Origin of the sequence: Bradyrhizobium sp. SZCCHNR1017, from assembly GCF_032381375.1 — a bacterium.
Taxonomy (GTDB): Bacteria; Pseudomonadota; Alphaproteobacteria; order Rhizobiales; family Xanthobacteraceae; genus Bradyrhizobium.
The window spans coordinates 1-26,737 of sequence record NZ_JAUHIR010000001.1 but is presented as its reverse complement, the minus strand read 5'-3'; the positions used below and the strand labels follow the sequence as shown (position 1 = coordinate 26,737).

General features: G+C 64.8%; 21 protein-coding genes. 3 read left to right on the top strand and 18 right to left on the bottom strand.

The annotated features are described in order from the left end of the window. Positions 1-362: 362 nt before the first annotated feature. The 9 genes from QW863_RS00110 to QW863_RS00070 all read right to left on the bottom strand — a co-directional run bounded on the left by QW863_RS00110 (position 363) and on the right by QW863_RS00070 (position 12,311). On the bottom strand, positions 363-2,060 hold the full coding sequence (locus QW863_RS00110) for an FAD-dependent oxidoreductase (RefSeq protein ID WP_315718527.1): 1,698 nt from the start codon (positions 2,058-2,060) through the stop codon (positions 363-365). A gap of 2 nt (positions 2,061-2,062) precedes the next feature. Beyond that, positions 2,063-2,773: an SDR family oxidoreductase gene (locus tag QW863_RS00105; RefSeq protein WP_315718507.1), complete on the bottom strand. Its 711-nt coding sequence runs from the start codon at positions 2,771-2,773 to the stop codon at positions 2,063-2,065. Further along, positions 2,770-3,759 carry an NAD(P)-dependent oxidoreductase gene (locus QW863_RS00100; RefSeq protein ID WP_315718508.1) on the bottom strand — a complete coding sequence of 330 codons (990 nt, stop codon included), beginning with the start codon at positions 3,757-3,759 and terminating at the stop codon, positions 2,770-2,772. Before QW863_RS00100 ends, QW863_RS00105 begins: the two co-directional genes overlap by 4 nt. A gap of 10 nt (positions 3,760-3,769) precedes the next feature. Continuing rightward, the gene (locus QW863_RS00095) at positions 3,770-4,192 is read right to left on the bottom strand and encodes a cupin domain-containing protein (RefSeq protein WP_315718509.1); all 423 of its coding nucleotides are present in this window, start codon (positions 4,190-4,192) and stop codon (positions 3,770-3,772) included. A 70-nt stretch (positions 4,193-4,262) separates the two neighbouring features. Continuing rightward, on the bottom strand, positions 4,263-6,842 hold the full coding sequence (locus QW863_RS00090; protein WP_315718510.1) for a branched-chain amino acid ABC transporter ATP-binding protein/permease: 2,580 nt from the start codon (positions 6,840-6,842) through the stop codon (positions 4,263-4,265). Next, positions 6,839-7,708, bottom strand: a complete 870-nt coding sequence (locus QW863_RS00085; protein ID WP_315718511.1) for a branched-chain amino acid ABC transporter permease — start codon at positions 7,706-7,708, stop codon at positions 6,839-6,841. The genes QW863_RS00090 and QW863_RS00085 overlap by 4 nt, the downstream gene beginning before the upstream one ends. A 46-nt stretch (positions 7,709-7,754) precedes the next feature. After that, complete coding sequence (locus QW863_RS00080) at positions 7,755-8,993, bottom strand: ABC transporter substrate-binding protein (RefSeq protein WP_315718512.1); 1,239 nt, start codon at positions 8,991-8,993, stop codon at positions 7,755-7,757. 42 nt (positions 8,994-9,035) lie between these two features. Further along, on the bottom strand, positions 9,036-10,826 hold the full coding sequence (locus QW863_RS00075; RefSeq protein WP_315718513.1) for a thiamine pyrophosphate-binding protein: 1,791 nt from the start codon (positions 10,824-10,826) through the stop codon (positions 9,036-9,038). Between the two features lie 30 nt (positions 10,827-10,856). Beyond that, on the bottom strand, positions 10,857-12,311 hold the full coding sequence (locus tag QW863_RS00070) for an aldehyde dehydrogenase family protein (RefSeq protein WP_315718514.1): 1,455 nt from the start codon (positions 12,309-12,311) through the stop codon (positions 10,857-10,859). A gap of 156 nt (positions 12,312-12,467) precedes the next feature. Between QW863_RS00070 and QW863_RS00065 the strand changes: the two genes are divergently transcribed. Continuing rightward, positions 12,468-13,439: a LysR substrate-binding domain-containing protein gene (locus QW863_RS00065; protein ID WP_315718515.1), complete on the top strand. Its 972-nt coding sequence runs from the start codon at positions 12,468-12,470 to the stop codon at positions 13,437-13,439. A 66-nt stretch (positions 13,440-13,505) separates the two neighbouring features. Here the strand turns inward: QW863_RS00065 and QW863_RS00060 are convergent, their stop codons facing one another. The 7 genes from QW863_RS00060 to QW863_RS00025 form a co-directional block, all read right to left on the bottom strand. After that, entirely contained in the window at positions 13,506-14,039 is a 534-nt protein-coding gene (locus QW863_RS00060) for a GlcG/HbpS family heme-binding protein (protein WP_315718516.1), read from the bottom strand. Positions 14,040-14,132: 93 nt separating this feature from the next. Then, positions 14,133-15,431: an MFS transporter gene (locus QW863_RS00055; protein WP_315718517.1), complete on the bottom strand. Its 1,299-nt coding sequence runs from the start codon at positions 15,429-15,431 to the stop codon at positions 14,133-14,135. Positions 15,432-15,696: 265 nt separating this feature from the next. Further along, complete coding sequence (locus QW863_RS00050) at positions 15,697-16,566, bottom strand: transporter substrate-binding domain-containing protein (protein WP_315718518.1); 870 nt, start codon at positions 16,564-16,566, stop codon at positions 15,697-15,699. Positions 16,567-16,843: 277 nt separating this feature from the next. Beyond that, complete coding sequence (locus QW863_RS00040; protein ID WP_315718519.1) at positions 16,844-18,280, bottom strand: MmgE/PrpD family protein; 1,437 nt, start codon at positions 18,278-18,280, stop codon at positions 16,844-16,846. Positions 18,281-18,297: 17 nt separating this feature from the next. Next, positions 18,298-19,755 carry an MmgE/PrpD family protein gene (locus tag QW863_RS00035; RefSeq protein ID WP_315718520.1) on the bottom strand — a complete coding sequence of 486 codons (1,458 nt, stop codon included), beginning with the start codon at positions 19,753-19,755 and terminating at the stop codon, positions 18,298-18,300. Next, on the bottom strand, positions 19,745-20,776 hold the full coding sequence (locus QW863_RS00030; protein WP_315718521.1) for a PdxA family protein: 1,032 nt from the start codon (positions 20,774-20,776) through the stop codon (positions 19,745-19,747). The genes QW863_RS00035 and QW863_RS00030 overlap by 11 nt, the downstream gene beginning before the upstream one ends. Before the next feature lie 5 nt (positions 20,777-20,781). Next, the gene (locus QW863_RS00025) at positions 20,782-22,092 is read right to left on the bottom strand and encodes a cation:dicarboxylate symporter family transporter (RefSeq protein ID WP_315718522.1); all 1,311 of its coding nucleotides are present in this window, start codon (positions 22,090-22,092) and stop codon (positions 20,782-20,784) included. A 136-nt stretch (positions 22,093-22,228) separates the two neighbouring features. Between QW863_RS00025 and QW863_RS00020 the strand changes: the two genes are divergently transcribed. Further along, positions 22,229-23,164, top strand: coding sequence for a LysR family transcriptional regulator (locus QW863_RS00020; RefSeq protein ID WP_315718523.1), 936 nt, complete (start codon positions 22,229-22,231; stop codon positions 23,162-23,164). A gap of 272 nt (positions 23,165-23,436) precedes the next feature. Then, positions 23,437-24,972, top strand: coding sequence for a PLP-dependent aminotransferase family protein (locus tag QW863_RS00015; protein WP_315718524.1), 1,536 nt, complete (start codon positions 23,437-23,439; stop codon positions 24,970-24,972). A gap of 128 nt (positions 24,973-25,100) precedes the next feature. On the opposite strand, the gene QW863_RS00010 is transcribed toward QW863_RS00015, so the two are convergent. Both QW863_RS00010 and QW863_RS00005 read right to left on the bottom strand, forming a co-directional pair. Further along, on the bottom strand, positions 25,101-25,739 hold the full coding sequence (locus QW863_RS00010) for an FMN-binding negative transcriptional regulator (protein WP_315718525.1): 639 nt from the start codon (positions 25,737-25,739) through the stop codon (positions 25,101-25,103). Between the two features lie 70 nt (positions 25,740-25,809). Further along, entirely contained in the window at positions 25,810-25,983 is a 174-nt protein-coding gene (locus QW863_RS00005; protein ID WP_409977882.1) for a rubredoxin, read from the bottom strand. Positions 25,984-26,737 lie beyond the last annotated feature (754 nt).

Below are 26,737 nucleotides of genomic sequence, written 5' to 3'. Positions count from 1 at the left end.
CGAGTTGCCCAAACACGAGCACCGTCCGCTACTCGTGGCGGCCCGAGCCGTTCGTCAATTGCAAACTTCCCAAGTTGATCCCGTGTTGCACGCGATCTAGTAGCGAGCCGGCGGGGATCCGAAGCGGCGCGACTCCACTAGCGAGCCATTTGCGAGCGTTGGCCGGGCGGCGGGTGGGGAAGGCCACCCCACCCTGGACAACGACAACAGTCCTCCTGACCACTGCCGCGTCCCCACTTCAGGCAACAACCCGTGGCCGACTTTCACAAGCCGCGAAGTGTGACCAAGTCGTTCTCATGCCTCCAGGCTCCGAGAGGTCACATCGAGCCATGCCTGGAGCGAGCTCACGAGCATGAGAGCCCTCAAACGTTCGCGCCGGCGACGTTCCTGCCCGCGAGCCAGCCGAAGACCAGCGCCGGACCCAACGTGATGCCGGGCCCGGGATAGGCCCCTTCCATGATCGAGGCCATGTCGTTGCCGCAGGCGAACAGGCCAGGAATGGGTGAGCCATCCGCGCGCAACACCCGCCCGCGCGCATCGGTGACGAGGCCCGCAGACATGCCGAGATCGGCCGGATAAACCGCGACCGCATGGAAAGGCGGCTCCAGGATCGGCGCGACGCAGGGATTGGGATGTTGATCGACGTCGCCGAGCGCGCGCTGATAGATGTCGCCGCCGCGGCCGAAGGCGGGATCCTCGCCGCGCACCGCATCGGCATTGAACTCCGCGACGGTTGCAGTCAGCGCCTGCGCCGGGACGCCGATCGTCTCCGCGAGCGCGTCCAGGCTGTCGGCACGCTTGAGATAGCCCGCGGCGACATCACGCGCGACACTGCGCGTGAACGGCTTGATCTTGCCGAGGCCGTATCTCCACAGGAAGCGGCGATCGCAGATCAGCCAGGCAGGAACAGCCGTCGCGTGCCTGAGCTGCGCGCGCACGAACTCGTGGTAGGACACCGCCTCGTTGACGAAGCGGCGGCCGGTGCCATCGACCGCGATCAGGCCGGGCTTGGCGCGATCGGTGACCGTGTGCGGGAAGATGCCGCTTCTGCCGTCGGCCCGTGTGAATGTCGAAGCCGGCACCCAGAACGCGCCCTCTTTCGTCGGCGCCGACAGGCACGCGCCCAGGGCCATGGCCAGACGCGCACCGCGTGGTGCGGCGCCGGGGTCGACGGTGGCCGACAGCAGGCCGGCGGCCTCAGGCACATAGCAGCGGCGCAGCTCGGCATCATGCGACAGCCCGCCGGTCGCGAGCACCACGCCGCGCTTTGCGGTGATCCAGGAGCGGCCGGAACGATCGACAATTTCGAGCCTCGAGACCCTGCCCTGCGCGCCGGCCTCAAGCTGCTGGACGGAGGTGCCGGTCCGTATCACGACGCCACGATCGAGTGCCGAGCGCAGCAGTCGCGCCGCCAGCGCGTTGCCCAGATAAAGCGTCGTGCCGCGCCGCGCCGTGAGCCGCTGCAGGCCATAGCGCGCGATCAACCTGGCCGCATGCAGGGCCGAGCGCAACGATCGGCCGGCACGGCGCAGATGCGGGATATCCTGGCGGCTGATCATCATGCCGCCGAACAGCATGAACTCCGGCAGCGGATCGCGCAGCAGCGCAAAGGCGTCGCCGAGGCCGCGCGCATCGAATGGCAGCGGCTCCAGCACCCTGCCTCCCGCGGTGGCACCGGGCAGGTCGGGATAATAATCCGGATAGGTCGGCACCGGCTGCAGCCGCAGCGCAGTGCGGACCTCGAGATCGCGCAAGGCTTCGTCGCCGAATGCAAGGAACGTCTCGAGCCGCGTGCGGTCCTGCCCCGGCACCGTCCGGGCCAAATACGTGCGCGCCGCCTCCAGCGTATCCGCCCGCCCCTCCGCGGCCGCCTTGTGATTGGCAGGAATCCAGACCATGCCGCCGGAGATGGCGGTGGTGCCGCCGACGACTTCGGCCTGCTCCAGCAGCAGCACCGAGCAGCCGTCAGCAGCCGCGATCGTCGCCGCCGTCATGCCGCCCGCGCCGGCTCCGACGACCACGACATCGAACGTCTCGCCGGCGTGCACCGCCGCCGTCATGCTCACACCATGCCGCCATTGGGCTGCACGATCTGTCCCTGGATCCAGGAGGCCTCGCCGGAGGCCAGGAAGCGCACCACCTCCGCAATCTCGCCCGGCTTGCCGATGCGATTGAACGGGCTCAACGCCGCCATGCGCTGCTTGGCCTCCTCGGTCTTGCCGGCATTGAAAAGTTCGGTGTCGACGGGACCGGGCGCCACCGCATTGACGCGAACACCGCGCGCCGAGAGCTCCTTCGCCATCGACCGCACCAGGCTTTCGACCGCCGCCTTGGTCGCCGCATAGGGCCCGGTGCCCGGCACCGCGTGGCGGACCAGCGACGTCGTGATGGCGACGATGGCGCCGGCGTCGCGCACGCGCCGCGCCGCTTCCGCCAGCACGTTGAAGGCGCCTACGACGTTGACCTCCATCAGCAGCCGGAAGTCCTCCGGCTTGAAGCTCGCCAGCGGACCTGCCGGCACGTTGATGCCGGCGTTGGCAATGACGGCCTGCGGCGCAGCACCGAAGTCGGCGGCAACTTGCGCGAAGACCTGCGCGACCGACGCGGCATCGCGGATGTCGACCTTGTATTGCCTGCCAGGCCCTCCGTCCGACGGGCTGGTGGCGTAGGTCGAGGCCACCTGCCAGCCGGCGACGGCAAACGCCTGCGCGCAAGCGGCGCCGATGCCGCGGGAGCCGCCGAAGATGAGAACGATCGGAGAAGAGGTGGTCATTTTCGATCCCTTGATGGAGATGGTGTCTTCGCCATCGCGGCCCGCGTCGCTTCGATCGTCGCCTCGATGCCTTTTTGCAGATCGTAGCGCGGCTGGTAGCCGAGCTCCGCTTTGGCGCGGCCGATGTCGAGCGCGCCCTTGACGGCGCTCAGCACGCGGCCGCCATGATGATAGGGACCGGTGTCGCCGACCGTGATTCTCGCACCGGGAATGGCGCGATTGACGGCGTCGGCCGTGTCGCGCAGCGTCGGTGCCACACCGGTCGCGACATTATAGGCGTCGAAGCTGTGATGCGGCTTGTCGAGCGCGAGCAGCACGCCAGCCACGGTATCGTCGATATAGACCTGATCAACCGCGAGATTGCCGCCGTCCTCCTGATGGAATGGCTCGCCGCGCAATGCGGCTTCGACGAAGGTGCGGGGCATGCGCAGGCGCGGCAGATGCGGTCCGTACACCCAGCAGGTCCGCACATTGATGCATTCGAGCCCGTGATCGCGCGAATAGACGCGACCATAGTGCTCGGCTGCGAGCTTGGTCACGCCGTAGACGCTGGCCGGCTTCTGCGGGTGATCCTCGTCGATCACGGCGGATTGGAAGTCGCCATAGGTCTCCTCGGTTGAGATCTGCACGACGCGCCGGACGCCGGAGAGCCGCATCGCCTCGAACAGGTTGATCGCGCCCTCGACATTGACCCGCAGCGCCTTCAGCGGGATATCCGCGGCCTGAACCACGCCGACCACCGCGGCGGCGTGGATGACGGCGTCGGGACGAAATGTCTGGAACGCCCGCAACACCTCATGCCATTCGCCGAGATCGATCGCCGCGGTGACGAGCAGCTGTTGTTGCGAGGCGAGTGCAGCCATGGCCGGCGAGACCATCAGGTCGACCGCCACGACGCGGTCGCCGCGCGCGAGCAGCGCATGCACGATCGCCGAGCCGAGCCAGCCACAGGCGCCGGTGACCAGAATGGTCTTGCTCGTGGTCATGCCCGGCCCCTCACCGCGGCGCCGGCTCCTCGTCGGTCGGCGGGCTGGTGATCACGAGGAACAGCAGCGGGTCGTTGCCGGTGCAGTGGAATTCGTGCACCACGCCCGGCGGAATGTAGGTGACGTCGTTGGCACGGACCAGCCGGCGCTCGCCGTCGAGGATCAAGATGCCCTCGCCCGACAGCACGTGATAGATCTGCTCCTGCACCTTGTGAGAATGGCTCTCGACATGCGCGCCGGGCTCGTAGGACGAGATGCGATGGTCGAAGAAGCGGCTGCCGGTGGTGTCCGGCGTCACGATCGCCTTCGACAGCGCCTGGTTATAGTGGCCCGGATACTGGGTCCAGAAAATCTCGGCGAGATTGCGCGTCACCGCCTTCTTCTCTGTCGCCGCATTCGCGTAGGCGTTCGGTCCGGGAACGACGATGGTCATGTCTCATCTCCTCAGGAAGGTTCAGATTGGGCCGGCCAGCCGGTGCCGATGGTCACGAACTCGCAGCTGCTCATGACCCGTTTGCCGCCCGTTGCACTGCATCAGCGGTCTGAGTGATGCCAAGCAAACGCCCTTGCAGTTCGTGATCGGCCGCGAGCGCGGCAGCATCGCCGACATGGGCCACGCGCCCATTCACCAGCACATAGGCGCGGTCCGCCATCGCCAGCACGCTCTCGGCATGATGCTCCACGATGACGAGGCTCGCGCGCGACCTCAATTTGGACACGGCGTCGCGGACCTCCTGCACCACAGCGGGCGCCAGGCCCTCGAACGGCTCGTCGAGCAAAATCAACCGGCTCGGCACCATCAACGCGCGCGCGATCGCCACCATCTGCCGCTCGCCGCCGGAGAGATTTTCGGCACGCGCCTTGTGCAGGATGCGGAGCTTCGGGAACAGATCGAACACGTCGTCGAGCGACGCGCCGCCGGCGCGGCTCGCGAGCTTGAGATTCTCCTGCACGGTCAGATTCGGAAACAGCCGGCGTCCTTCCGGTACCAGCGAGATGCCAAGACGGTTGATCTCGTCCGGCCGTAACCGGTTGAGCTGCCTGCCGTCGAACGTGATGCGACCGCCGCTCGCCGGCACCGTGCCTGTGATGGCCCGCAGCGCGGTGGTCTTGCCGACGCCGTTGCGCCCTAGCAGCGCCACCACTTCGCCAGGCCGCACGGCCAGGTCGAGCCCGTCGAGCACGGTGCCACCGCCGTAGCCGGCGCGCACGCCCTCGAGCCTGAGCAGCGGCTCGGCGGCGGCGCTGCCGGGAAGCGGCGTCACATTGGTCGCCCGCGACGGAGCCGCCGCGACCTGGCCATGGGCCGTGCCGAGATAGGCCGTGACGACTTCGGGATGGGCAGCCACTTCCACCGGCTTGCCGTCGGCGATCAGCCGCCCCTGATGCAACACCGTGATGCGGTCGGACATGGCCAGCACACGGTCGATGTCATGCTCGATCAACAGCACGGCGTGGGACTTCGCCAGCCGCATGATCAATTCTCCGACGATCTTGCGGTCCGACTCCGCCAGACCGGCCAGCGGCTCGTCCAGCAGCAGGAGCTTTGCGTCGATCGCGAGCGACACCGCGATCTCCAGAAGCCGCTTCTCACCATGCGCCAGCGCGGAACAAAGCTCGGCGGCGCGATCGGCAAGGCCGACGGCATCGAGCAGCGACCACACCTTCGCGTTTGCAGCCGCATCATCATAGGCATCGCGCCAAAGACCCGTCCATTGCCCGTTGGCAGCCTGGACCGCGATACGCACGTTCTCGAACGCAGTGAGATTGGGAAAGACGCTCAGGATCTGGAACGAGCGGGCGATGCCGAGCCGCGCGCGCTTGTACGGCGACAGCTGATCGATGGGCTTGCCCTCGAACAGGATCGTGCCGGCGTTGGCCCGGAGCACACCGGTCAGCAGATTGAACAACGTGGTCTTGCCGGCGCCGTTGGGGCCGATCAGGCTGTGCAGTCCGGTGCGGCTCATCTCGAACGACACGTCGTTCTGGGTCACGATCGAGCCGAAATGCTTGGAGAGGTTGCGGATTGCGAGAATCGGCACCTGTGAGGCCGTCGCCGCAGCCTGACGTGCACGATCCGGCGCATAGGGAATGATGTCGCGCGGCCGCGGTGGAATGACATTGCGCGTCAGGGTCCAGCGGCTGCGGCCGGCGATACGCTGGAAGATGCCGTGAATGCCCTCATCTGACAGCAGCGCGAAGGCGATGATGATGGGGGCGAAGACCAGCCACCAATTCTCCGTGATGGCGCTGAGCCGGTCCTCCAAAACGATGAAGACGATGGCGCCCCACAACGGCCCCAGGAAATGATGCACGCCGCCCAGCGCCGCCATCAGCACCGGATCACCGGCATGTTCCCAGTTCAGATTGTTGGCGTAGACGCCCTGCAGCAGCAGCGCCATCAAACCGCCGGCGACGCCGATGCCGCCGCCGGCAATGACGAGCGCAATCAGCTTGGTGCGGTAGGTGTCGAAACCCAGGCTTACGACCCGCTGCTCATTGTCGCGCAACGCCTGCATCAGCCGGCCGAACGGCGCATGCGCTAGCCGCCACAGCATCCACAATGATCCGATCACCACGACGAGCGTGAAGCCGTGGAAGGCAAGCGCGGAGCGAAACAGCGGACGCGCGACGTTCTGCAGGCCGTTCTCGCCTCCGGTCACCGAGGTCCATTTGAACGCAATCTCGAACGCGATCTGGGAGCACGCCAGCGTCAGCAGCGAAAAGTAGAGTCCGCGCCGGCGAAGGATGATGGCGCCGACGATCAGCGCCAGCAGCAGCGAAAATGCCACCGCGATCGCCAGACCGGTGATTTCATTGGCGGCCGGCATGAAGCCCAGGCCGATTGCCAGCGCATAGCTCGCGCAGCCGAAGAAGAAGGACGCGCCGAACGGCACCAGGCCGAGATAGCCGATCAGGAAGTTCACCTCCGCGCCGTAGAGCGTGTAGATCGCGATCTGGGTCACGCGATGGATCGGCATGCCCACAGCGAGCGCGATGCCGGAGGCGAGCGCCAGTATCGCGGCCGCCACCAGCACCGGGTGACTTGCGAGCCGCTGCAGCACGGACTTGGCCGTCGTCATTCGAAACGCTCCCAGCGCTCGCCGAATAGCCCGCGCGGCCGCAGCAGCATGATCGCGAACATCAAGGCATACATCGATGCGGCGGCCGCCTCTGGCCAGAACTGAATGGTCAGCGAGGTGACGATTCCAACCGCGAGTCCGGCGACCACTGCGCCCCGAAAGGAGCCGAGGCCGCCGATGGCCACGATCACGAACGCTGGCATCACCGCATTGGCAGCCATTGACGGCGACACCGTCCACAGCGGCGCGGCCAGCACGCCGGCGATCGCCGCCAGCATGCAGCCGAGCCCGAACACCGCAGTGAGCACCCGCGGCAGATTGATGCCGAGCAATTCCACCATCTCCGGGTCCCGGCTGCCGGCACGCAGGATCCGGCCATAGGGCGTGAACGCCAGGAAGCCCCATAGGCCGAGCAAGGTCGCGGTGGTCGCGCCGAGCACGGCCACGCGATATTTGGTGATCAGGAGAGGACCAACTTCGACGATCCCTGCAAAGGTCGGCGGCGGATTGAACGGCTTGCCGTCGGCGCCCCAGGCGTAGCGGATCACCGCTTCGATCAGGAGCGCCAGCGCAAAGGTCACGATCAGGCTGAGCAGCGGCTCCTTGCCGTAGAGGCGGCGGATGATCGTCACCTCCACGGCCATGCCGATCAGCCCGACCACCGGCGGCGCCAGGATCACGGCGCTCCAGCCGAACAGCTGGAACAGCTGCCAGGCCACGTAGGCCCCCAGCGCGAAGAAGGCGCCATGCGCGAAGTTGATGACGCCGAGCAGGCCGAAGGTGATCGACAGACCTACGGCGATCAGCACGTAGATGAAGCCGAGCACGAGTCCATTGGCCGCCTGGGAGACGAGAGTGTCGAGCATCGTTCGAACCTGTCAGTACGCTGCAGGAACAAGGGTCGCCGCCGCCTCAGAGCGAGGGCATGCTGCAGCCGATATCCTCCTTGGTACCGAACGCCTTCGCCGTCTCCTCGGCGGTCGCCGAGGTGTTCTTCAGCACGTCGAAATAGTCGAACTTGTCGGTGATCTGCTTCTTGATCTGGACGATGACGGCCGGGCGCACCAGCTGGTGATCCCAGTCGCGGAAGAAGAACGGAAACTCGCCTTCGGTGTTCTTCCACTGCTCGAGATGCGCCACGAGCTGAGCGGCCTCGGTCGACTTCGCCGCCTCGATCGATTCCAACAGCGCCCGCATGCCGATCCAGCCCGACCACGTCTTGTCCGATGGCGGCTGATTGTACTTCTTCTTGAAATCTTCGATCAGCTTCTGCTCGGCGGCGGTATTCTTCGGATTGTTGTAGTACCACGGCTTGATGTAGATGCCGGTCGAGGCCTGCGGCCCGACGTCCCAGAAGTCGGTGTCGGTGACGGCGACCGCCGCATAGGGGATCTTGTCCTTCATCCCCATCTCGTTCCACTGCTTCAGGAAGTTGGAGAAGTCGCCGCCCACCAGGCCGCCGACGATCACGTCCGGCTTGGCCTGGCGGATCTTGAGGATGTAGGAGCTGTAGTCCGCGGTGTTGATCGGCACCTCGTCGACCCCGACCTCGGTGGCGCCGACCTGCTTCAGCATCGCGCGCGAGGCGCGCAGGATGTCCTGGCCGAAGGCATATGACGCCGTGATGAAATAGACCTTCTTGCCGATGCTGGAGACGTAGGGCATCAGGCCGGCCATCTGAACCGGCACGGTCGCCTGGGTGCGGAACGTGTACTTGCTGCAGCTCTTGCCGGTGATCTCGCTGGCCGCGGCGCCGGTCAGGATCAGCGGCACCTTCTCGCGATTGGCAACGCTCATCATGGCGAGCGCCGAGGACGAGTAGTTGCCGCCGACCACGGCGACCACCTTGCTCTCGTCGACAAGCCGCTGCACGTTCTGCTGCGACACCTGGGGATTGGGCTCGTCGAGCCAGACCAGCTCGATCGGGCGGCCCAGCACCTTGCCGCCGGCCTGCTCGACCGCAAGCGCGCTGCCGCGTTGCAGGTACTCACCGATCGAGGCGCCCGGCCCCTGCTTGGCATAGATCATGCCGATGCGGACGGGCCCATCGGACTGGGCTCGCGCGGGACCGCCGACGCCGAGCACGGATGCGGCAGCCACGCCGGCCGACGCGCGCATGAAAGATCGCCGGTTCAGATCACGCTTCAACATGGTGCTCCTCCCTCTCAATGTTGTTATCTTTGTTTTGTATCGTCAGTCGCGTTTGTAAGGCTTGCCGAACACCGGCTCCTTGAATGGGATCGGCGGCAGCTCCCAGGTGCCCGTCGATGGCGGGCGCACCTCGGCGTCGACATGCAGATCGATCACGCAGGGCCGGCGGTTCTTGATCGCGGTCTCGACTGCACCGCGCAGGTCGGCGCTGCGGGTCACCGTCACGCCGTCAGCGCCGCAGGCGCGCGCCCAGGCCGCGAAGTCGGGGTTGTAGCGATCTCCGCCGGGCCCCTGATTGCCGCGATAGAACGCGGTGCCGAGCTCGCGGCCCTCGAACAGGCCATACTGCAGATCGCGGATCGCGCTCCAGGCGAAGTTGTTCCAGACGATCCAGATGCACGGCAGGTCATATTCGACGGCCGTGGCGACGACATAGGGCGCCATCATGAAGCCGCCGTCGCCGACGACGGCGACGCAGGGACGGTCGGGCGCGGCCAGCTGCGCGCCGAGCACGCCGCAGACGCCGAACCCCATCGACGAAAAGCCCCAGCTGTTCAGCATGCTCTGCGGCCGCTTCGGCTGCCAGAACTGCATGAACCAATTGTGATGCACGCCGGAATCGAGCGACAGGATGACGTCGTCCGGCAGCACGTCCTGCAGGGCTCCGACGACATATTCCGGCCGGATCGGCGTGGTGTCGGCGCTGAAGTGCGGCCGCACGAACGCCTCCCACTCCGCCTTCCAGGTCCCGATCTGGTCGCGCCACGCCGCGAAATTTTCGCGGCGGATCGCGGGGCGACGCTCCAGCGCCGCGAGCAATTGCGCGGCGAAGGTCTTGGCGTCGGCGATGATGCCGAGCGTCGGCGGATAGTTGCGGCCGAGCTCCGCCGGATCGATGTCGATCTGCAACAGCTTCGTCGACGGAAAATTCCACGAGTAGCCCTGGTGCCAGCTCGAGGACGAGCGATCGTCGAAACGCGTTCCGATGCAGAGCACGAGATCGGCGTGACGGCCGGCCTGGTTGGCCGGATAGGCGCCGTTGCGGCCGATGAAGCCGAGCGTCAACGGATCATCCGCCGGCACGCAGCCCATGCCATTGGGCGAGGTGATGACCGGAATGCCGTGGCGGCTCTGCAGCGCGCCGATCTCGGGACCGGCCTCGGAGAGGGTCGTGCCCTGCCCGATGAAGAACACCGGCCGCTTGGCGGCTTCGATCAGATCGAGCGCCCTGGTGACGTCGGCCTCGCTCGCACTCGGCCGGTGACTGCCGTGAACATGCGACAGCGCCGGCAGCTCGACGTCGGCCTCCTCCTGGAAAACATTGTACGGGATATCGAGATTGACCGGGCCGGGACGTCCCGTGACCATGGTGTCGAAGGCTTGGCGCAGCGCCAGCGGCAGCATGTCGACGCGGCTCGGCTGGAACGAGCGTTTCACCACCGGGCGCAGCACCTGGGCGAAATCGGCTTGGTTGTGCGCGTACAATTCCTGGAACGGCGCGCGATTGGCCTGCGACGTCGGAACATTGGCGGTGATCGCAAGGAAGCTCGAGGAGTCCGACAACGCAGTTGCGAGCGACATCACCATGTTGGCCGAGCCCGGCCCGGTCGAGGTCAGGGTCGCGACCGGACTGTGTTTGACGCGGAAATAGGCGTCGGCCATGTGGCCGGCGCATTGCTCGTGGCGGGGCGAGACCAGCTTGACGCGGTCACGCACCTGGTAGAGCGCATCAAGAATGCCGACATTGCCGTGTCCGCAGATGCCGATTACGAAGGGCACCTTCTGCTTGACGAGATATTCGGCGATGACTTCGCCGCCCTTCATCTTGGTCATGGTCAGATCCTTGTCAGGTGACGGTTCGCGTCATGCGAGGATCGTCACGATACGCTCTTCGCTCATTTCGCGGATCGCGTAATGCGGCCCTTCGCGGCCGAACCCGGAATCCTTGGAGCCGCCATACGGCATAAGGTCCACGCGGGAGCTCGGAGTCTCGTTGATGTGAACGCCACCGACTTGCAATTGCCGCGCGGCCTGCAGAGCCTCGTCCAGGCGTTTTGTGAAGATGCCCGTGGCAAGTCCATAAGGTGTGTCGTTGACGCGCGCGATCGCCTCGTCCAGCACATCGAAGGGCGCGACGCACATCACAGGCCCGAACACTTCCTGGCAGCCGAGCGGGGTCGCCTTGTCGACATTCGTGAGCAGCGTGGGAGGAACCACGGCGCCCACCCGCGCGCCGCCGACCAGACGCCGCGCGCCGCTCTGCTCGGCCAGCGCGATCCAGGACTCGATGCGCTGCGCGGCGGCCTCGCTGACGACCGGCCCAACAACGGTGTCGTCCTCGCCGGGGTCTCCGTAGGGCAGCCCGGCAACGAGCTCTGAAAGTCTCTGCTCCACCTGCCCGATCAGCGAACGCTGCACCAGCAGCACCTGGATCGATGTGCAGACCTGGCCGGCCTTGCGGAAGCCCGCGTTGACGACCTTCGGCAACGCAATATCGAGATCGGCGTCCTCGCAGATCACGCAGTGCGAGATCGAGCCGAGCTCCATCTGCGTGCGGCGCAGTCCCGCCTTGCTTTGGATGATGCGGCCGATGTCCGTGCTGCCGGTGAAAGCGAAGAACTTCACGGCAGCTTCGCTCATCAGCCAATCGGCAACCTCGCTATCGCCATGCAGCACCGACATCAGGCCCGATGGCAGACCTGCCGCGATCAGGCACTCCGCCATGATGCAGGACGTCATCGGCGTATGCAGCGACGGTTTCAGCACCACGGCGTTACCAGCCGCCAGCGCAGGCGCAACCTTGTGCGCCACCGTATTGAGCGGAGCATTGAACGGCGTAATCGCGGCCACGACGCCGAGCGGCACGCGGATGGTGAAGCCGATGCGGCCCTTCTGGCCTGCGGCCCCTTCCATCGGCACCATCTCGCCGGCCAGCCGCCGCGCCTCTTCGGCGGAGAGCCGAAACGTCGTCGCACAACGCTGGACTTCGCCCATTGCATCGCGGCGTGGAAAGCCCGCCTCCTGGCGCAGCACCTCCACCAGCTCCGACGCACGCTTCTCAAGCTCGACCGCAGCGCGATCGAGGATGAGGCCGCGATCATAGGGCGTCAGTACATTGGCTTCGAACGCCCGCTCCGCGGCGACAATGCAGCTGCGGACCTGCTCGCGCGACGGCAGATGCGCGGACATGGCGGGCCGCAGGCGATATTTGTCGAGCACGGCGATGGTGTGCGGACCATTCACCCATTCCCCGGCGATCAAGAGGCGGCACGATGGCAGACCGGCCGACGCCTGTCCCTGAACCGCAGCGTCCGCCATCGTCTGGTTCCTCCCAAAGGGTCTTCACACCTGTTACCCTCGTCCTTAGAGAGAAATTGACATTAGCAAAAATACTGTTTTGGATTAGTTGCCATAAGCTGAGCATATAGCCCGGCGGCAAGGTCTCGTTCTTCCCAAGCAGTGCGGTTCCCGCTCATGGATTTGCGTCAGTTGCGCTATTTCGCCCAGATCGTCGAGAGCGGCAGCCTGTCGAAGGCGTCGCGCTGCCTGTTCGTTGCGCAGCCCGCACTGAGCCAGCAGATCGCAAAGCTCGAGGAGGAAGTGGGCAGGCCCTTGCTGCAGCGCTCCTCGCGCGGCGTGATCCCGACCGAGAACGGCCTTGCGCTCTACCATCACGCCCGGTTCATGCTGCGGCAGCTCGACCATGCGCTGTCGATTGCCCGCCAGGATTCGGCAGAGGTCAGCGGCATGGTATCGGTCGGCTTGCCCGCGACGACCGTGCTCGCGATCGGGCTGCCGCTCACCAAGTGCATCCGCGCCAAATATCCCGGCATCCTGCTCAACGTCGTCGAGGGAATGAGCGGCCACATCGCCCACATGATGCGGCTTGGCCAGCTCGACCTGGCCATCCTGTTCAACAACGACGTGTCATCCAAGCTCGACGCGATTCCGCTGCTCGACGAGGAATTGTTCGTGCTTCTCCCTGCCGACAGCCCGCTGGTGCCGCGCCACCGTTGCAGCATCACAGTTGCAGAAGTTGCAGAGCTGCCCCTGATCCTGCCGACGGGAACTCATGGCCTGCGCCGGCGTGTAGCTGCGGAGTTCGAGCGGCGCAACATCACGCCGAATGTGGTCGCCGAGATCGACTCGCTCTCGCTGGTGATGAGCTGCGTCGGTGAGGGCATCGGGGTCACCATCAAGCCGATGTCGGCGCTGCAGGCAGGAGGACGAAGCAGCGAGGACTGGCGCGCCCTGCCGATCTCGGACGCCCGGATCACGCGACGCAACTATGTCTATTCGATCAAGCCGGACCTGCTGGCGCCTGCAGCCCTCGCCGTCGCCAAGGAACTCCAGGATACTGCGCGAACGCTCGTCACATCCGGACAATGGCGCGGCGTCAGCTTGGTCGACGACTCCATGTCTTCCGCCATCCCGCCGGCGGCCTAGCGCACGCGCCGACCGTCTGACCGGCGGTCGCGACTGCATCACGCCCCGCCTCCGGCCCGGTCTCGTCTACTTCAGCGCCGCTTGCCCGGCCAGGGATACGACGTTGTCCTGGGCGCCCGACCCACCACTCACACCGACGGCACCGATGATCTTGCCATCCACGACCAGCAGATTGCCGCCTCGCGATGCGATCATGTCATCGAGCGTGGCGAGATAGGCGAAATACGCACCTTTGCCCAGCAACGTCTCGAACACCAGCGTGGGGCGTCGATAACGTGCCGACGTGCGCGCCTTGTGCTGAGACAGGCCGATCGACGCATATTGGCAATTGTCCTGCTTTTCGAAATAGACCAGATCGCCGCTCGGATTGACCACGGAGATGCAGAATGCGTTCCAATTGCGTTTCGTCGTCTCGGCAACGGCCGCAGCAGCCACCTTCTTGGCCATCTCCAGGCTGATCGGCTCGCCATAAGGAGGCGGAGTCAGTGCATCCGCGACCGCGTCGTTGGGATTGTCGGTGTTCGATGTCTGGGCGAGGCTGTTCGATAAGTGCAGAGCTGCGACGCATGCGATGACGCTCAAAATGGTCCGATAGTGCATGTCTTCCTCCCGACCCTGTTGCCTTCTCCGTGCTCTCGTCGGCCAGCCTGGGCGCCTTGTTTCGCTCGACGAGGCGTGTCGTTCTCAGCCTCCTCATTCCGACGGCCGTGCTTGGAGGTTGCCGAGATCTCCCGGCTGCCCTGCTTGCATCTCCAACGGAGTCATACGCTGCAGGTCAGCGCCGCTGGTCTCGGGCAAAGCCATCGCGGCGATGAAAGCAAGTCCATAGGCGGCGAGCGCGCAAAGGCCCATCGACAAGCCAAGAGGATGCGACGCAGCAAGCAGGCCCACGGTCGCAGGCACGACCGAGCCGAACCCACGCCCGCCACCGAGGCAGAAACCCTGCCCGCTCGCACGAATCTCGGTCGGAAACAATTCGGCAAAGGTCGGCAACATTCCTGATGCCAACCCACCCTGGAACGCGCCCAGAAAGAAGCTGAGCAGGATCGTCGTGTTGGCGCCGATCGGAGCTAGTAGATAGATGCTCGCGTTCACGGCCTGGCATAGCAGGAAGATCATGAATGCGGGACGCCGGCCCGTGCGATCCGAAAGCCAGCCATAGAGCAACGGTCCGACCAACGAACCCAGGATGTTCATGGCAAGATAGCCTGCACTGCTCCCCACGGTCAGGTTGAGGACGGTGCGCAGATAGGTCGGCAGCCACGTGATCATCACATAGGCACCGCCGAAAATGCCGGTGGCCATCGTGACCGCCGCCACGGTACGCCGCACATGGGCCCTGGTGAAGATCGTCCAGGCGGGCCGTCCGGCTGTCTTGTCCGCGCGGCCTTGACGATAAAGCCCGGACTCCGGCACAAGGCGGCGGATGAAGAACACGAGAAAGGCCGGCGCGATGCCGACCGCAAAGAACACGCGCCAGCCGAGCTCTTCAGGAAACAGCGATGAAATGACGGGGAGCAGCGCGACGGAAGCCGCATAACCCACCGCGTAGCTGCTCTGCACCGACGCGGCCACCCGGCCGCGCAGCGCGGGCCTGACGACCTCGCTGATCAGGACGCCACCCACGGCCGCCTCACCGCCGTAGCCGAGGCCCTGGAGAAAACGCACGATCAGCAAGTAGTTGAAGCCGGTCGCGAAAGCCGATGCGAGCGTGAACAGGGCAACCCAGAGGATCGTCAGTTGCAGGACCTTGATGCGGCCGATGCGATCGGCAAGGATCCCCCCGCCCCAGCCACCGATGGCTGCACCGACGAGGGCTGCGGTCGCGAGATAGCCGGCTTCAGGGCGCGTCAGTCCGATTGTTGCAATCAGCGCCGGGATGACCAGCGCGTAGATCGTCGAATCCAGCGAGTCGAGACCAAAGCCCGCGAAGCAAGCCCAATACGTCCGGCGTTCGACCTCGTCGAGTTCGGAATACCAGCCCAGTTTCATGATCGTTCACTTTCAGGCCAGGACTCGAACCAGATGCGCTTCTTCGTTGGCCGGGAGAACAACCGCGAGTGCAGTACAATCGGGTGGCCGCATGGACCATGCAGGCGCACTTTCCGAGCGTGCCTGCCGGTCGTGTCCATCATGATTGCCGACAGCTTCATCGCCCGCCGATTGGAGATAGACGGAATTCCAGCACAGCCAAAATACGATTTGGCGTTGGCGCTCATAAGCCAAAGATATGGCTTGGCCGGAGTTCACCACGGCATCACGGGGCGACCTTGGCGGTGACAAATCCACTTTGATCGAGCGCTCGGCGTACTGTGCCATTCGCCTTGGCATCTGCAAGAAATCCGGCCGCCCACTCCCGCGCCGTCACTTTGCCCTTCGGGACGACCACGACGACGCCCGTTGATTGGATGACCTCGTTCAAGACCCGGCTGCCCGGCAGTCGCCGCGACAGCTCCTCCAGTGCTTCCATGCCCATGGCGAGGGCGTCGAGCCGACTCTGACCGATCAAATCAGCGGCCGATTCGGGTTTGACGAATTTCGTCACGCTGGCACTTTTCATGCTCGCCTCGACCGTTCTGGACGTCGAGGTGCCTTCGATGCAGCCGACCCGGATTCCCGGACGGTCGATATCGGCGACGGCCGTGATGTCCGAGTTCGCGCGAATGAGATACCCGCTCATGTAGGCGACATAGGCAGGTCCTTGATCGACGAACTGCTCCCGCTTGCGATCCGCCGGCATGAAGGACAGATCCCACGCCCCTTTGCTGCCGGCGGCCGCGATTTCGTCCGAGCTCTGATATTCGACGAGCTCAAGCGGCACATTGAGCTTGCCCGCGGCCGCCTTGGCCAGTTCGACTGTCACGCCGACAGGCTTGCCTGTCGCCGGATCGCGCGTCGTCCAGAACGCGGAGGCGGCCGGCCCGACCGCAACAGCGACGCGCAGCACGCCGGTCGGAGCGATCTCGCGCGCATCCTGCGCAGCTGCTCCCGCCATCATGGCCGAGAGGCCCAAGCAAACACTTGCGATGGCAAAGCAAAGCGATGCGAGCAGACCGGTCGATTTCATGCGTGGTCTGGCGCGATCCGACATCGGTACCGCCGTGCTGATAAAATGCCGGTCTTTCATAGCGTCGGATTCCACGATGATGGGATCAGCCGATAGCCGGCGCCGTCTTTCTCGACGTGTCCGACCGACGGGAACGCGAAGTCGAATCCGATCACGGTCGCCTTCTCCGCCGCTGCATCCGCCTCTGCTTCATGTCTCGTCCCTCCCGCTTCGTCTTCTTTTTTCGTCATCCGCAGAATGCACCGGAGAGGACCGAGCCGGCGCGCTGCTCGCCTCGCCGCCAAGGGAACGGATCAGACGATGACGTTCCCTCGCCTCTCATCGCCATGACAGCCGATCACGCCGCGAATAGTGCGCGCAACTGGCCGATGTCGTCGATTTCTTCGAGCCGCCCGACCATGTCGATCAGCCTCTCCGTCTTTTCACTCCCCAGCACGGGCGCCATGAGATCCGTGGCTTTGGCGTTGACGGCCTCCGTGCCCAGCGGATTCTCCTTGGTGCCCAGCGGGTGTCTGGTGAAATGATCGACCTTGCGGCCATCGACCAGAGTCACCTCGACGATCGCACCGCGTGGCGCAGCCGGATCCATCAAGCCCTTGTCGCCTGCGAGCGTCACCTTCGCCCGTTGCTCCAGGATCGTCGGGTCGCGCATCAGCGCGACATCATGACTGTCTCCGAACGAGACCGCCCCCTTGACCAACGCAAGCGCGACGAGATGCTGACAGTTCACGTCGGGCATGGCGCTGTCGCCGACGATTCCCATCGCGTCGGTCGGAAGCTTGACGAGGATGCTGCGGACGTTGTCCGGAGTGAGCCCGTGCTGTCGGCGCAGCGTAAGTAGCGCATCCAGCGGCGACTGGATCGGATAGCCGACCGAAAAGGTCTTGATGGCCGTCTCCGTGACGTAGAAGCGGCTGCCGAGATCCCTGACCATCTCCTCCGGCTTCGGATCGCTCGACAGCGCGATGAACAAATTGTGGGTCCCATCGAGCACGTCATCGACGCCGGTGAGCCCGGCCATCACCATGTCGACGGCCATCACGCCGTTGCGCGCGCCCATGCCGGCGAAATCGAACGCCTTCTCGATATGGTCCTTGTCCTTCACCCAACTCCACAGCCCCGAGACCTGCTGTGCCGAGTAGGAGATGGCGTGACGCATGCCACGCTCGTCCAGTCGCGCCAGCGAGGCCGCCGCGCCGAGCGCACCGAATGTCGACGACGTGCCCTCGGCACTGCGATGCGAGCCACGCACCAGTTCCGGTCCGAGCGCCATCAGAAGGCGGCAGGTCAGGTCATAGCCGAGCACAACGGCGCGGATCACGTCGCGCCCATTGCGATGCTCCCGTTCAGCCATAGCGAGCGCGGCGGGGATGACCGCGCACCCCGGATGCGCCTTAGTGACCGGTTCGAAATCGTCGGTCTCGTCGGCGTGAGCGCACATGGCGTTTGCCATCGCCACATTGACGGCCGTCGTCCGGACGTCGGAGCCGACGACGGACGCCTGCAACTCACCGCCGAGGCTGCGCACGTATTTCAGCGCCATCTCGCCCGGATGCATGCGCGCGCCGGACACCATGGCGCCGAGCGTGTCGAGAAGGCGGTGCTTGCATGCGAGCATTACCTGCTCCGGCAGTTCCTGGTCACGCGCCGCGACCATGTAGCGCGCCAGGCGCTCGGTCACGCCCGGGCTTGCGGCCCAGGCCTGATGGATGGGCATGGCCGCGACGGCAGCGAACCCGCCCGCCGATTGCAGGAGACGGCGGCGCGACGGCATGGACCTCCTCGCCATGGTCACGCCGACGCCGACATCTTCGCGATATCGGCAGCATTCGACAGACCCTCGACATTCCAGCAGGCGTCCATGATCCGCCGGATCGACGCCGCAGGAACGATGCCGTCGGCAAGATCGGAAAACTTCGCCTCGAGCTGCTGGTCGGTCATCGGCACTTCAACGCTGCCGACGGCGTGCTCGATGCGGCGGCTGAGCTTCCGCCCATCCTTCAGCACGATCATCATCTCGACCTGCTCCGGCTTGATCTCGGGCGTGATGACCGGAATGACCTTGCTACGCAGCGACAGCACCGTCGGATCGGTTACCGCGCGATCGCTGAACTGCTTCTCTCCGCCCGCGCCTTCCACGATCGCCACGGCCACCGCGTGATAGATGCTGAACTTGCCCTCGAGCCCCTGCTGCGGCGTCTTTTTGCCGGTCAGCTCGAGCACGAGCGGGTTGACCTTGAGATCGACATGGTCGATCTGGTCGGCCGTCAGCCTGTTCTCGTTGCGCAGCTGAATCGCAGCGTCGATCGCCGGATGCAGAACGATGCCGCAGGCGAACGGCTTGTAGGTGTTGAGGGCGGCTTCGTAACGCTTGCCGAGATCGCCGACGATCTCGCCATAGTCCTGCTTCGTGCTGATCGTGTTGGCCCAGCCGCGCTTCGCCTCGATCATCCCGTCCGACGACGTGAAATTCTTCGACGCCAGAAGGGCGGCAAATATGCCGTTTGACGCCGCACGGCCGGGGTTGAAGCTCTTGTTCATGGACCCGAACGATTCGCGCAGGCCGACCGGCTGCGACGCGGCGAGGCCCAGCGCCCAGGTCATCTGCTGCTCGTTGAGCTTCAACAGCTTGCCGGCAGCCGCAGCCGCACCGAACACCCCGGCAGTCCCGGTGATGTGCCAGCCGACATCGTAGTGGTTCGGATAGACGGCGTTGCCGATCCTGCACTCGGTCTCGACACCGAGGACGAGCGCATTCAAGAACTCCTTTCCGGAGACCGGCTGCATTTCCGAGAGCGCAATGATCGCCGAAACCACCGGGCCGGCCGGATGGATGATCGTCTTCAGATGGGTGTCGTCGAAATCGAAGATGTGGCTGGACACGCCGTTGATGAAGGCGGCGTTCATGATGTCGAACCGCTCGCGCCGGCCGAACAGCGACGCCTGCTGCGGGCCGGAGAACGGCGCCAACGCCGCGACCGCGATATCGACCGTTTCGTGTCGCGACCCGCCGATCGCGACGCCGACCCAGTTCAGCAGCGTCCTCACGCCTTCCTTGCCGACCTTGACCGGCAGAACATCATATCCCGCCGAGACGATGTACCGCGCAAGCGTACGCGTGACCTCCTTGGGCGGCGCCGCGGCGGGCGCCGCCGGTGCCTGAGCCTGTGCAAATGCCGTAGTCGCGCCGACCGCGGACAAGGGAAGAGCGGCGGCGGCCTGAAGCAGGGTCCTGCGATCAGTGTGCATGTGACATCTCCCGGGCTTTGAACGAGGCCAATTGCGCGGCGAGCCGGACCGCGCTTTCGAGCGCGCCGGTGTCTGCGACGCCCTTGCCGACGATGTCGAACGCCGTGCCGTGCGAGGGCGTGGTGAAGACGGTCTCGAGGCCGGCCGTGACGGTCACTCCGCGATTGAAGCCGCGCAGCTTCGTCGCGATCTGCCCCTGGTCATGATACATCGCGACGACGCTGTCGAACTCGCCGGCAAACGCGCGAATGTAAACCGTATCCGCCGGATACGGACCGCTGCAGACAATGCCCTGTTTCGCAATCGCCTCGACCGTCGGCTTGATCATCTCGATCTCGTCGCGACCGAACAAGCCGCCCTCGCCGGCATGCGGATTCAGTGCGGCCACGGCGATCCGCGGCGCGGCGACTCCGGATCTCCGCATCATCCTGTCGACGAGGACCACCGCATCGGTGATCCGCGGCGGGCTGATGTCGTTCAGCGCCTCGCGCAGGGACTGGTGCCCGGTGACGCGCGACATCCATTGTCCATCCAACACGTTCATTTCAGAAAAATACGTACGGTGCCCGAGCAGGTCCGCGAACATCTTGTGCTCGTCCGGGTACCTCCAGCCGCCGTCGAACATCGCCCGCTTGTTCAAGGGCGCGAAGGTGATGGCATCGATCGCGCCGTCCTTGGCGAGATCGATCGCCCGCGACAGCGTCTCTCCGGTGAGCCGCCCGGACTCGGCGCTGGCCTTTCCGATCGGGTGCCTCGACGGGTCGGTGTTGCCGAGATCGATCAGCTGGATCTTGCCGGAAACCCAGGAAGCCTCGCTGGGGGAGCCGATCCGCTCGATATCGAGGCTCACGCCGGCATGCGCCATTCCCATCTCCAGCACGCGGGCATCGCCCACCACGACGAGGCGCGCCGCATCGGCCAGCCGGTGATCGGAGAGGATTCGCGCCGTCTGCTCAGGACCGATACCGGTGCAATCACCGGGCACCAGCGCCACGATCGGCAAGTCTTCACTGAGAACCATGGATCCTACTTCGCTGCTTTCATCTGGACGACCCGCCCCCAATCGTCGCGGTCGAATTCACCATCCCATTTCGCCACCACGATCGCGGCCACTGCGTTGCCGATGGTGTTGGTGATCGCGCGCGCCAGCGACATGAAGCGGTCGATTCCGAGCAATAGCGCGAGGCCTTCGACAGGCAGCCCGGCCGCAACGACGGTCGCCGCCAGCGCGGCGAACGCCCCGCCCGTGACACCGGCTGCGCCCTTGCTGGTGAACAGCATCACGACAAACAGGCTCAACTGCTGCGCCGTGCTCAGCTCGATGCCGTAGACCTGCGCCACGAAGATCGTGCTCAGCGGCAATGTCAGCGCCACGCCGTCGAGATTGAAGGAATAGCCGGACGGAATGACGAGACCGGTCACGGCGCGTCCCACCCCCGCCCTTGGCAGCTTCTCCATCATTCCGGGAATCGCCGTCTCCGACGACGACGTTCCGAGCACGACGAGAAGCTCGGGGCGCAACAGCCGGAGCAGGTCCATCAGCCGGATGCCGACCAGACGGCAGATCATTCCCAGGACGACGAAGATGAAGAACGCCATCATCGCCCAGGCCGTCCCGACCAGGAGCGCGAGGGCGTACAATGTGGCGGCGCCGAATTTGCCGACCGTGAAAGCCATGGCGCCGAAGGCCCCGATCGGCGCCAGCATGACGACGACATGGACCACGCTGAACACGAGCTCGGTCAACCGCTCCATGCCCAAGCGCAACGGCAGCGCCTTTTCGCCGAGCATCAGGAGGCCAATGCCGCACAGCAGCGCGAGCACGAGAACCTGAAGCACGTCGCCGCTGGCAAAGGCGCCGAAGAAGCTTTCGGGGATCATGTGCTGGATATAGGCCGACAACGAGCCGACATGGGTCTGCGCATAGCGGGCCACGGCTTCGGCCTGTTGCGGGGTGGCGTGCGCCACACCCGCGCCGGGCTGGACCCATCGCACCACGATGAAGCTGAACAGCAGGCAGAGCGTCGTGACGATTTCGAAATACAGGAAGGCCTTGAGTCCGATGCGCCCGACCGCCTTCATGTCGCCGACCTGCGCGATGCCGGTCACCACGACCAGGAACACCAGCGGCGCAATCGTGACCTTGATGAGCGAGATGAAGCCGTCGGCGAGCGGCTTGAATTCGAGTGCTGCAGCCGGAAACAGCGCGCCGACGAGTGCGCCCAGCACGGCGCCCGCCACGATCAGGACATAAGGCTCCCGCCAAAGCGAGCCGGCACGGGACGCGGCAGCCTGCGTCGGGAGCGCCTCGGACAAAGGAGTCGTTGTGATCGTCAATTCCGTGTCCTCCCGCCTCGCGCTCTTTGGCGCTGCAAACAGCGTCTCCGCGGCCCTTATTTTTGGCCTGACATTGGACCAGCCGGTGCCGCGGTGCTAATGCCGTATTGGAATAATTCAATAACGAGCTGGCATCATGGACCTGAGCTGGATCGAGGATTTCCTCGCCATTGCGGAGGACGGCGGCTTCTCCCGCGCAGCGCTGCGCCGGCACGTGACGCAGCCGGCCTTGAGCCGGCGGATCAAGTCGCTGGAAGCGTGGCTTGGAGCGCCTCTGTTCGAGCGCAGCACGCATGTCGTGAAGCTGACGCCGGCGGGGGAGAGTTTTCGTCCGGTGGCGGAGGACGTCATTCGCAGGCTGTCAAACGGCCGCGAGGAGGCCCTGGAAGCGGCGCGCCTCAAGGCCGAGACGGTTCAATTCGTCGCCACCCACGCACTGTCGCAGACGTTCTTTCCGGACTGGATCCGCCGGGTCGACCGCGCGCGATGCGGATCCGCCGTTCAGCTCGTGGCGTCGAACTTCGCCGGGTGTGAGAAGCTCCTGCTCGAGGCCCATGCGCATTTCATGCTGGCGCATTACCATCCGTCGCTCGCCAGCCGTCTAAATAACGATCGCTTTCAGCGCATCGATCTCGCCGACGACGTCCTGGTCCCGATCAGCGCGACCGGTTACAAGGCCGTCACGCGCAGCGGTCGCCGGCGGCAATCGATGCCGCGGTTTGCGCTGCCTGGCTCTGCGGACAAGCCGCTGCCCTATCTCGCCTATCATCCGGGTTCCGGCGTGGGCCGCATCGTGACCGCGTTCCTCGCGACGAAGCAGCCGAGCGCCATGCTGCTCCCCAGCTTCTCAGCACCGGTGATGCTGCTCATCAACATGGCCCGAGAAGGCCGCGGGATCACCTGGGCTCCACGCAGCCTGGTCGAGCTCGATCTCCAGAGCGGCCGATTGGTGAGAGCCGGCCCGAAGGACTGGGACATCAAGATCAGCATATGCCTCATCCGCGCGCGGGCGCGGATGATCCATGCCGCTGAGAGTCTTTGGAGCACGGCAAGGAAGCTGGCAGCGACTTAGCCAATTGGCGAAGATGGCTGCATAGCCAGCGTTGCTGGTCAGCCCACACAGGGCTTCGGAGTCGCGCTCCATCTCCGCATGTCCAGCGCCTCTTCGACCCGCTACCAGCGGCAGGTTCCGGTATGCGAATTCGTAGCCCGATACCCTGATCGGGTTCTTTCTCAGTTCAAACCTTCGCAAACCCTCGCAATTGGAGCGAATCCGACACCGGCGTCTGGAACTGATCTATTGTTTGGTCCAAGATTCGGGAGAACAGTTGGACCAGAGAACCGATGGCACGACGCCGAACCATCATCGCAATTCCCTCGCTGGGCTCGCTCGACCGGACTGCCGGCCGCGTTGGATACCAACTGACTCAAGCGCTTCGCGAGGCGATATCGAAGGGGATCCTGAAGCCTGGCGAGCGACTGCCATCCACTCGCGCCCTTGCCAATTCATTGCAGCTCGCGAGAGGAACCGTCATCGAGGCGTTTCATCAGCTCCATGCAGAAGGCTACCTCGAGGCCCGGGCCAGAGGCAGCACGATCGTCGCGAACGTCAATGCCGACACCGATTTGATGACCCGCGCTCCGGCGTTGATCGAACGCGCAGACCCCAGTCCTCTGTTGCCGGAGAAAGTCGCCCGTCTTGCTGAGGTCGCGCGGACTCTCCGGCCTCAAGACCCGGCGCCGTTTGCGATTGCTCATCCCGCAGGTGCAGTTGCCCCCGGCGACCAATGGCGACGGCTTGGCAATCGTGTCCGGGCTCTGCGGGCAGCCGCCCCGTCGGGCTACATTGATCCGAAAGGATTACCCGATTTGCGGATCGCAATTGCCGAATATGTACGGAAGGCTCGGGGCGTGAAATGCGAGCCCGATCAGGTCATCGTTACGGCGGGCACGCAACAAGGGCTTTTCATATCGGCGACCGCCCTTCTCTCTGACGGCGATGCCGTGTGGGCCGAAGACCCGGCCTACCCCGGCATCATCGCCGTGCTCGAAAACTTCAATGTCCGGACGTTTCGGATTCGCGTGGATGATCAGGGCATCGACGTCCAAGACGGTCTCGTCCAGTGCCCGAACGCCCGGGTCGCTTTCGTCACACCTTCGCATCAGTATCCGTTGGGCATGCCCATGAGCATGGCGAGACGCACCGCGTTGCTGTCGTGGGCGCGGCAGAACAATGCCTGGATCGTCGAAGACGACTACGACAGCGAACTTCGCTACGCCGGACATCCATTTCCATCGTTGCAGGGACTTGATCCCGCGCGCGTCGTGTACCTTGGGACGATGAGTAAGGTCATGTTCTCCTCGATGAGGATCGGGTATGCGATCGTTCCCCCTCCCCTGGTCGACGCGTTCGCTGGCGCGCGCGCCCTCATCGATCGCCATTCGCCGGCGGTCGACCAGCACGTCCTCGCGCAGTACATGCGCGAAGGTCATTTCGAAGCCCACATCCGGCGCATTCGCGGCGCTTACGCAGAACGACGCGCCGCCCTGATCTCCGCCCTTGTCAAGGACCTACCGTCCTGGGCAACGCTGCAGCCGAGCGACCAGGGCATGCACCTGTTACTCTGGCTTCCGCCCGGCCTCGACGATGTCGCGGTTGCGGAGCAGGCGCACAAGGCGGGGCTGGTGGTGCGACCGATCTCGCCCATGTACCATGCGACCCCGCCTCGTGGCGGACTCATGCTCGGGTTCGGCGGCTTTTCGATTGCGGAGCTACAGTCCGCCGTCGTGCGCCTCAGAGGCGTCCTCGATGCATTCGTCGCAGCCAAGGGAACGGCTCGCCCATCCAAGCCCGCGCCGCTGAAGGCGGTCAGATCGTGAGACAGTCGCTCATGCTCACACCGGCGCGCCGGACGTCTCCTCGCCCCGCATGGGGACGCTGACAAATACTGACAAATACGACGGCTGGATCGCTCGCGCGCTGCTCTTATCGCCTGATTGCCGCGTCTCTACTCCTGGCTTGCCTTGACGGCTGCGGCCGCCAGCATGGCGTCTCCGATGACATGCTCGCCTCGTTCTTTCTCGCCTGCGGAGCGTATGTCCCGCACCTCCTTGTTCTGGCTCAGCTTGGATTTTCCGACCAGGTTCGTGATTGCGATCTCCAGCCCGACGATCGCCTTGAGCATCGTGTCGATATAGTCCTTCGGACCGTCAGTCATCTTCCAAGGGACCGGTTGAGACGCTTCATGCTTCCGTGTCAAACGGGCGACATTGCCGCGCACGTAACGTTCGTCGTCGTGAATGGTCACGCGCCCGTACGCATGCGCGACGAGATAGTTCCAGCTCGGCACCTGCCTGTGGAAATCCTGCTTGCTCGGGTACCATTGAGGGGAGATATAGGCGTCAGACGCGCGGAACACCACGAGCACCTCAGCGCCAGTGTCCAGATCCCGCCACACCGGGTTCGCGCGCGCCGCGTGGCAGTGCAACGTTCCCCACTGCCCCTGCGCTCGGTTCAGCTCGAACGGAATATGATTGGCGTTCAAGCCGCTCTTGCCGTGCGTGATCAAAATGCCAAGCGGATTCTTTTCGATCAGATCGTAGAGCATCTCAGGACGGGCTTCGTCGAAGTGCGAGGGAACGTACATTGCAACTCCTTCGGCAGGAAGAGAACGCCACGTCACCGTTGACGGTCACGCAGCCATTGTCAGGATTTGTTCAGACCTCGACCATCGCGAAGTCGCTCTTGCCTGCACCACAGTCGGGGCAGATCCAGTCTTCGGACACGTCCTGCCAACGCGTGCCGGGTGGAATGCCGTCGTCGGGCCATCCATCGCGTTCATTGTAGACGAGTCCGCAGAGCACGCATGTCCAACTCTTGTAGACGGGCACTTCAGCGGTCGTTTCGGAGTTCGGGTGAGCGCTGTCCCTGCTCATGATGGCTTGCCCTTGTGTCAGGAGGCGGTTCACGAGCGATTTAGGCCAGGCCTGCCCCATTCAACAGTGCCAGTTATTGGCATTATCACTGGACCAGAATTGTCCTTGATGGGACGGCTTGCCAGCTCCGTGCGGGCCGGCCGGTCCAACACGGCAGCTACCGGCCTCCAGGAGCGGCGGGTAAAGTCCTCCAGGCTGCGGTGCCGCGCGATCAGGAACTGATCACAGCCCTCTAGATTGTACCCGGCCGGGCGGCAGACTCGATGCTTTGCCTGAAGACGAGCTGCTCGTCGCCATTGTCGATTTGCCGAGCGGGAGCTTTCCTGCATGATCCCCTCGCCGGACCGCTCTCGGTGGCGTGCGCAAACGTCGCCCCGACGGCCGGGCCGACCTCAACTGATCGACAATCCCGCAACGCCCGCGAATGCAGACAAGATCGGTGGCGCGGCCGCGCCCTAGCGACGCAGCCGCGCAGTGCTTTTGACGCCACTGGATAGACGGCAGATCACCCTGCGACTGTCCACCTGATCAGGACATGGCACGGGTGCGTTGTATACGTTTCAAACAGCGGGTATGGCTGAGCCGTCTCGCGGCGGACTACGCCCGAGTTGTGTCCTGAATGAACCTCTTCGTCCGAAGAAGAGGCGCAGGGAAGACCGGGTATCGGCTGATACCCGCGGTCCGCGTGCAGCAAAAAGCACGCGGCAGA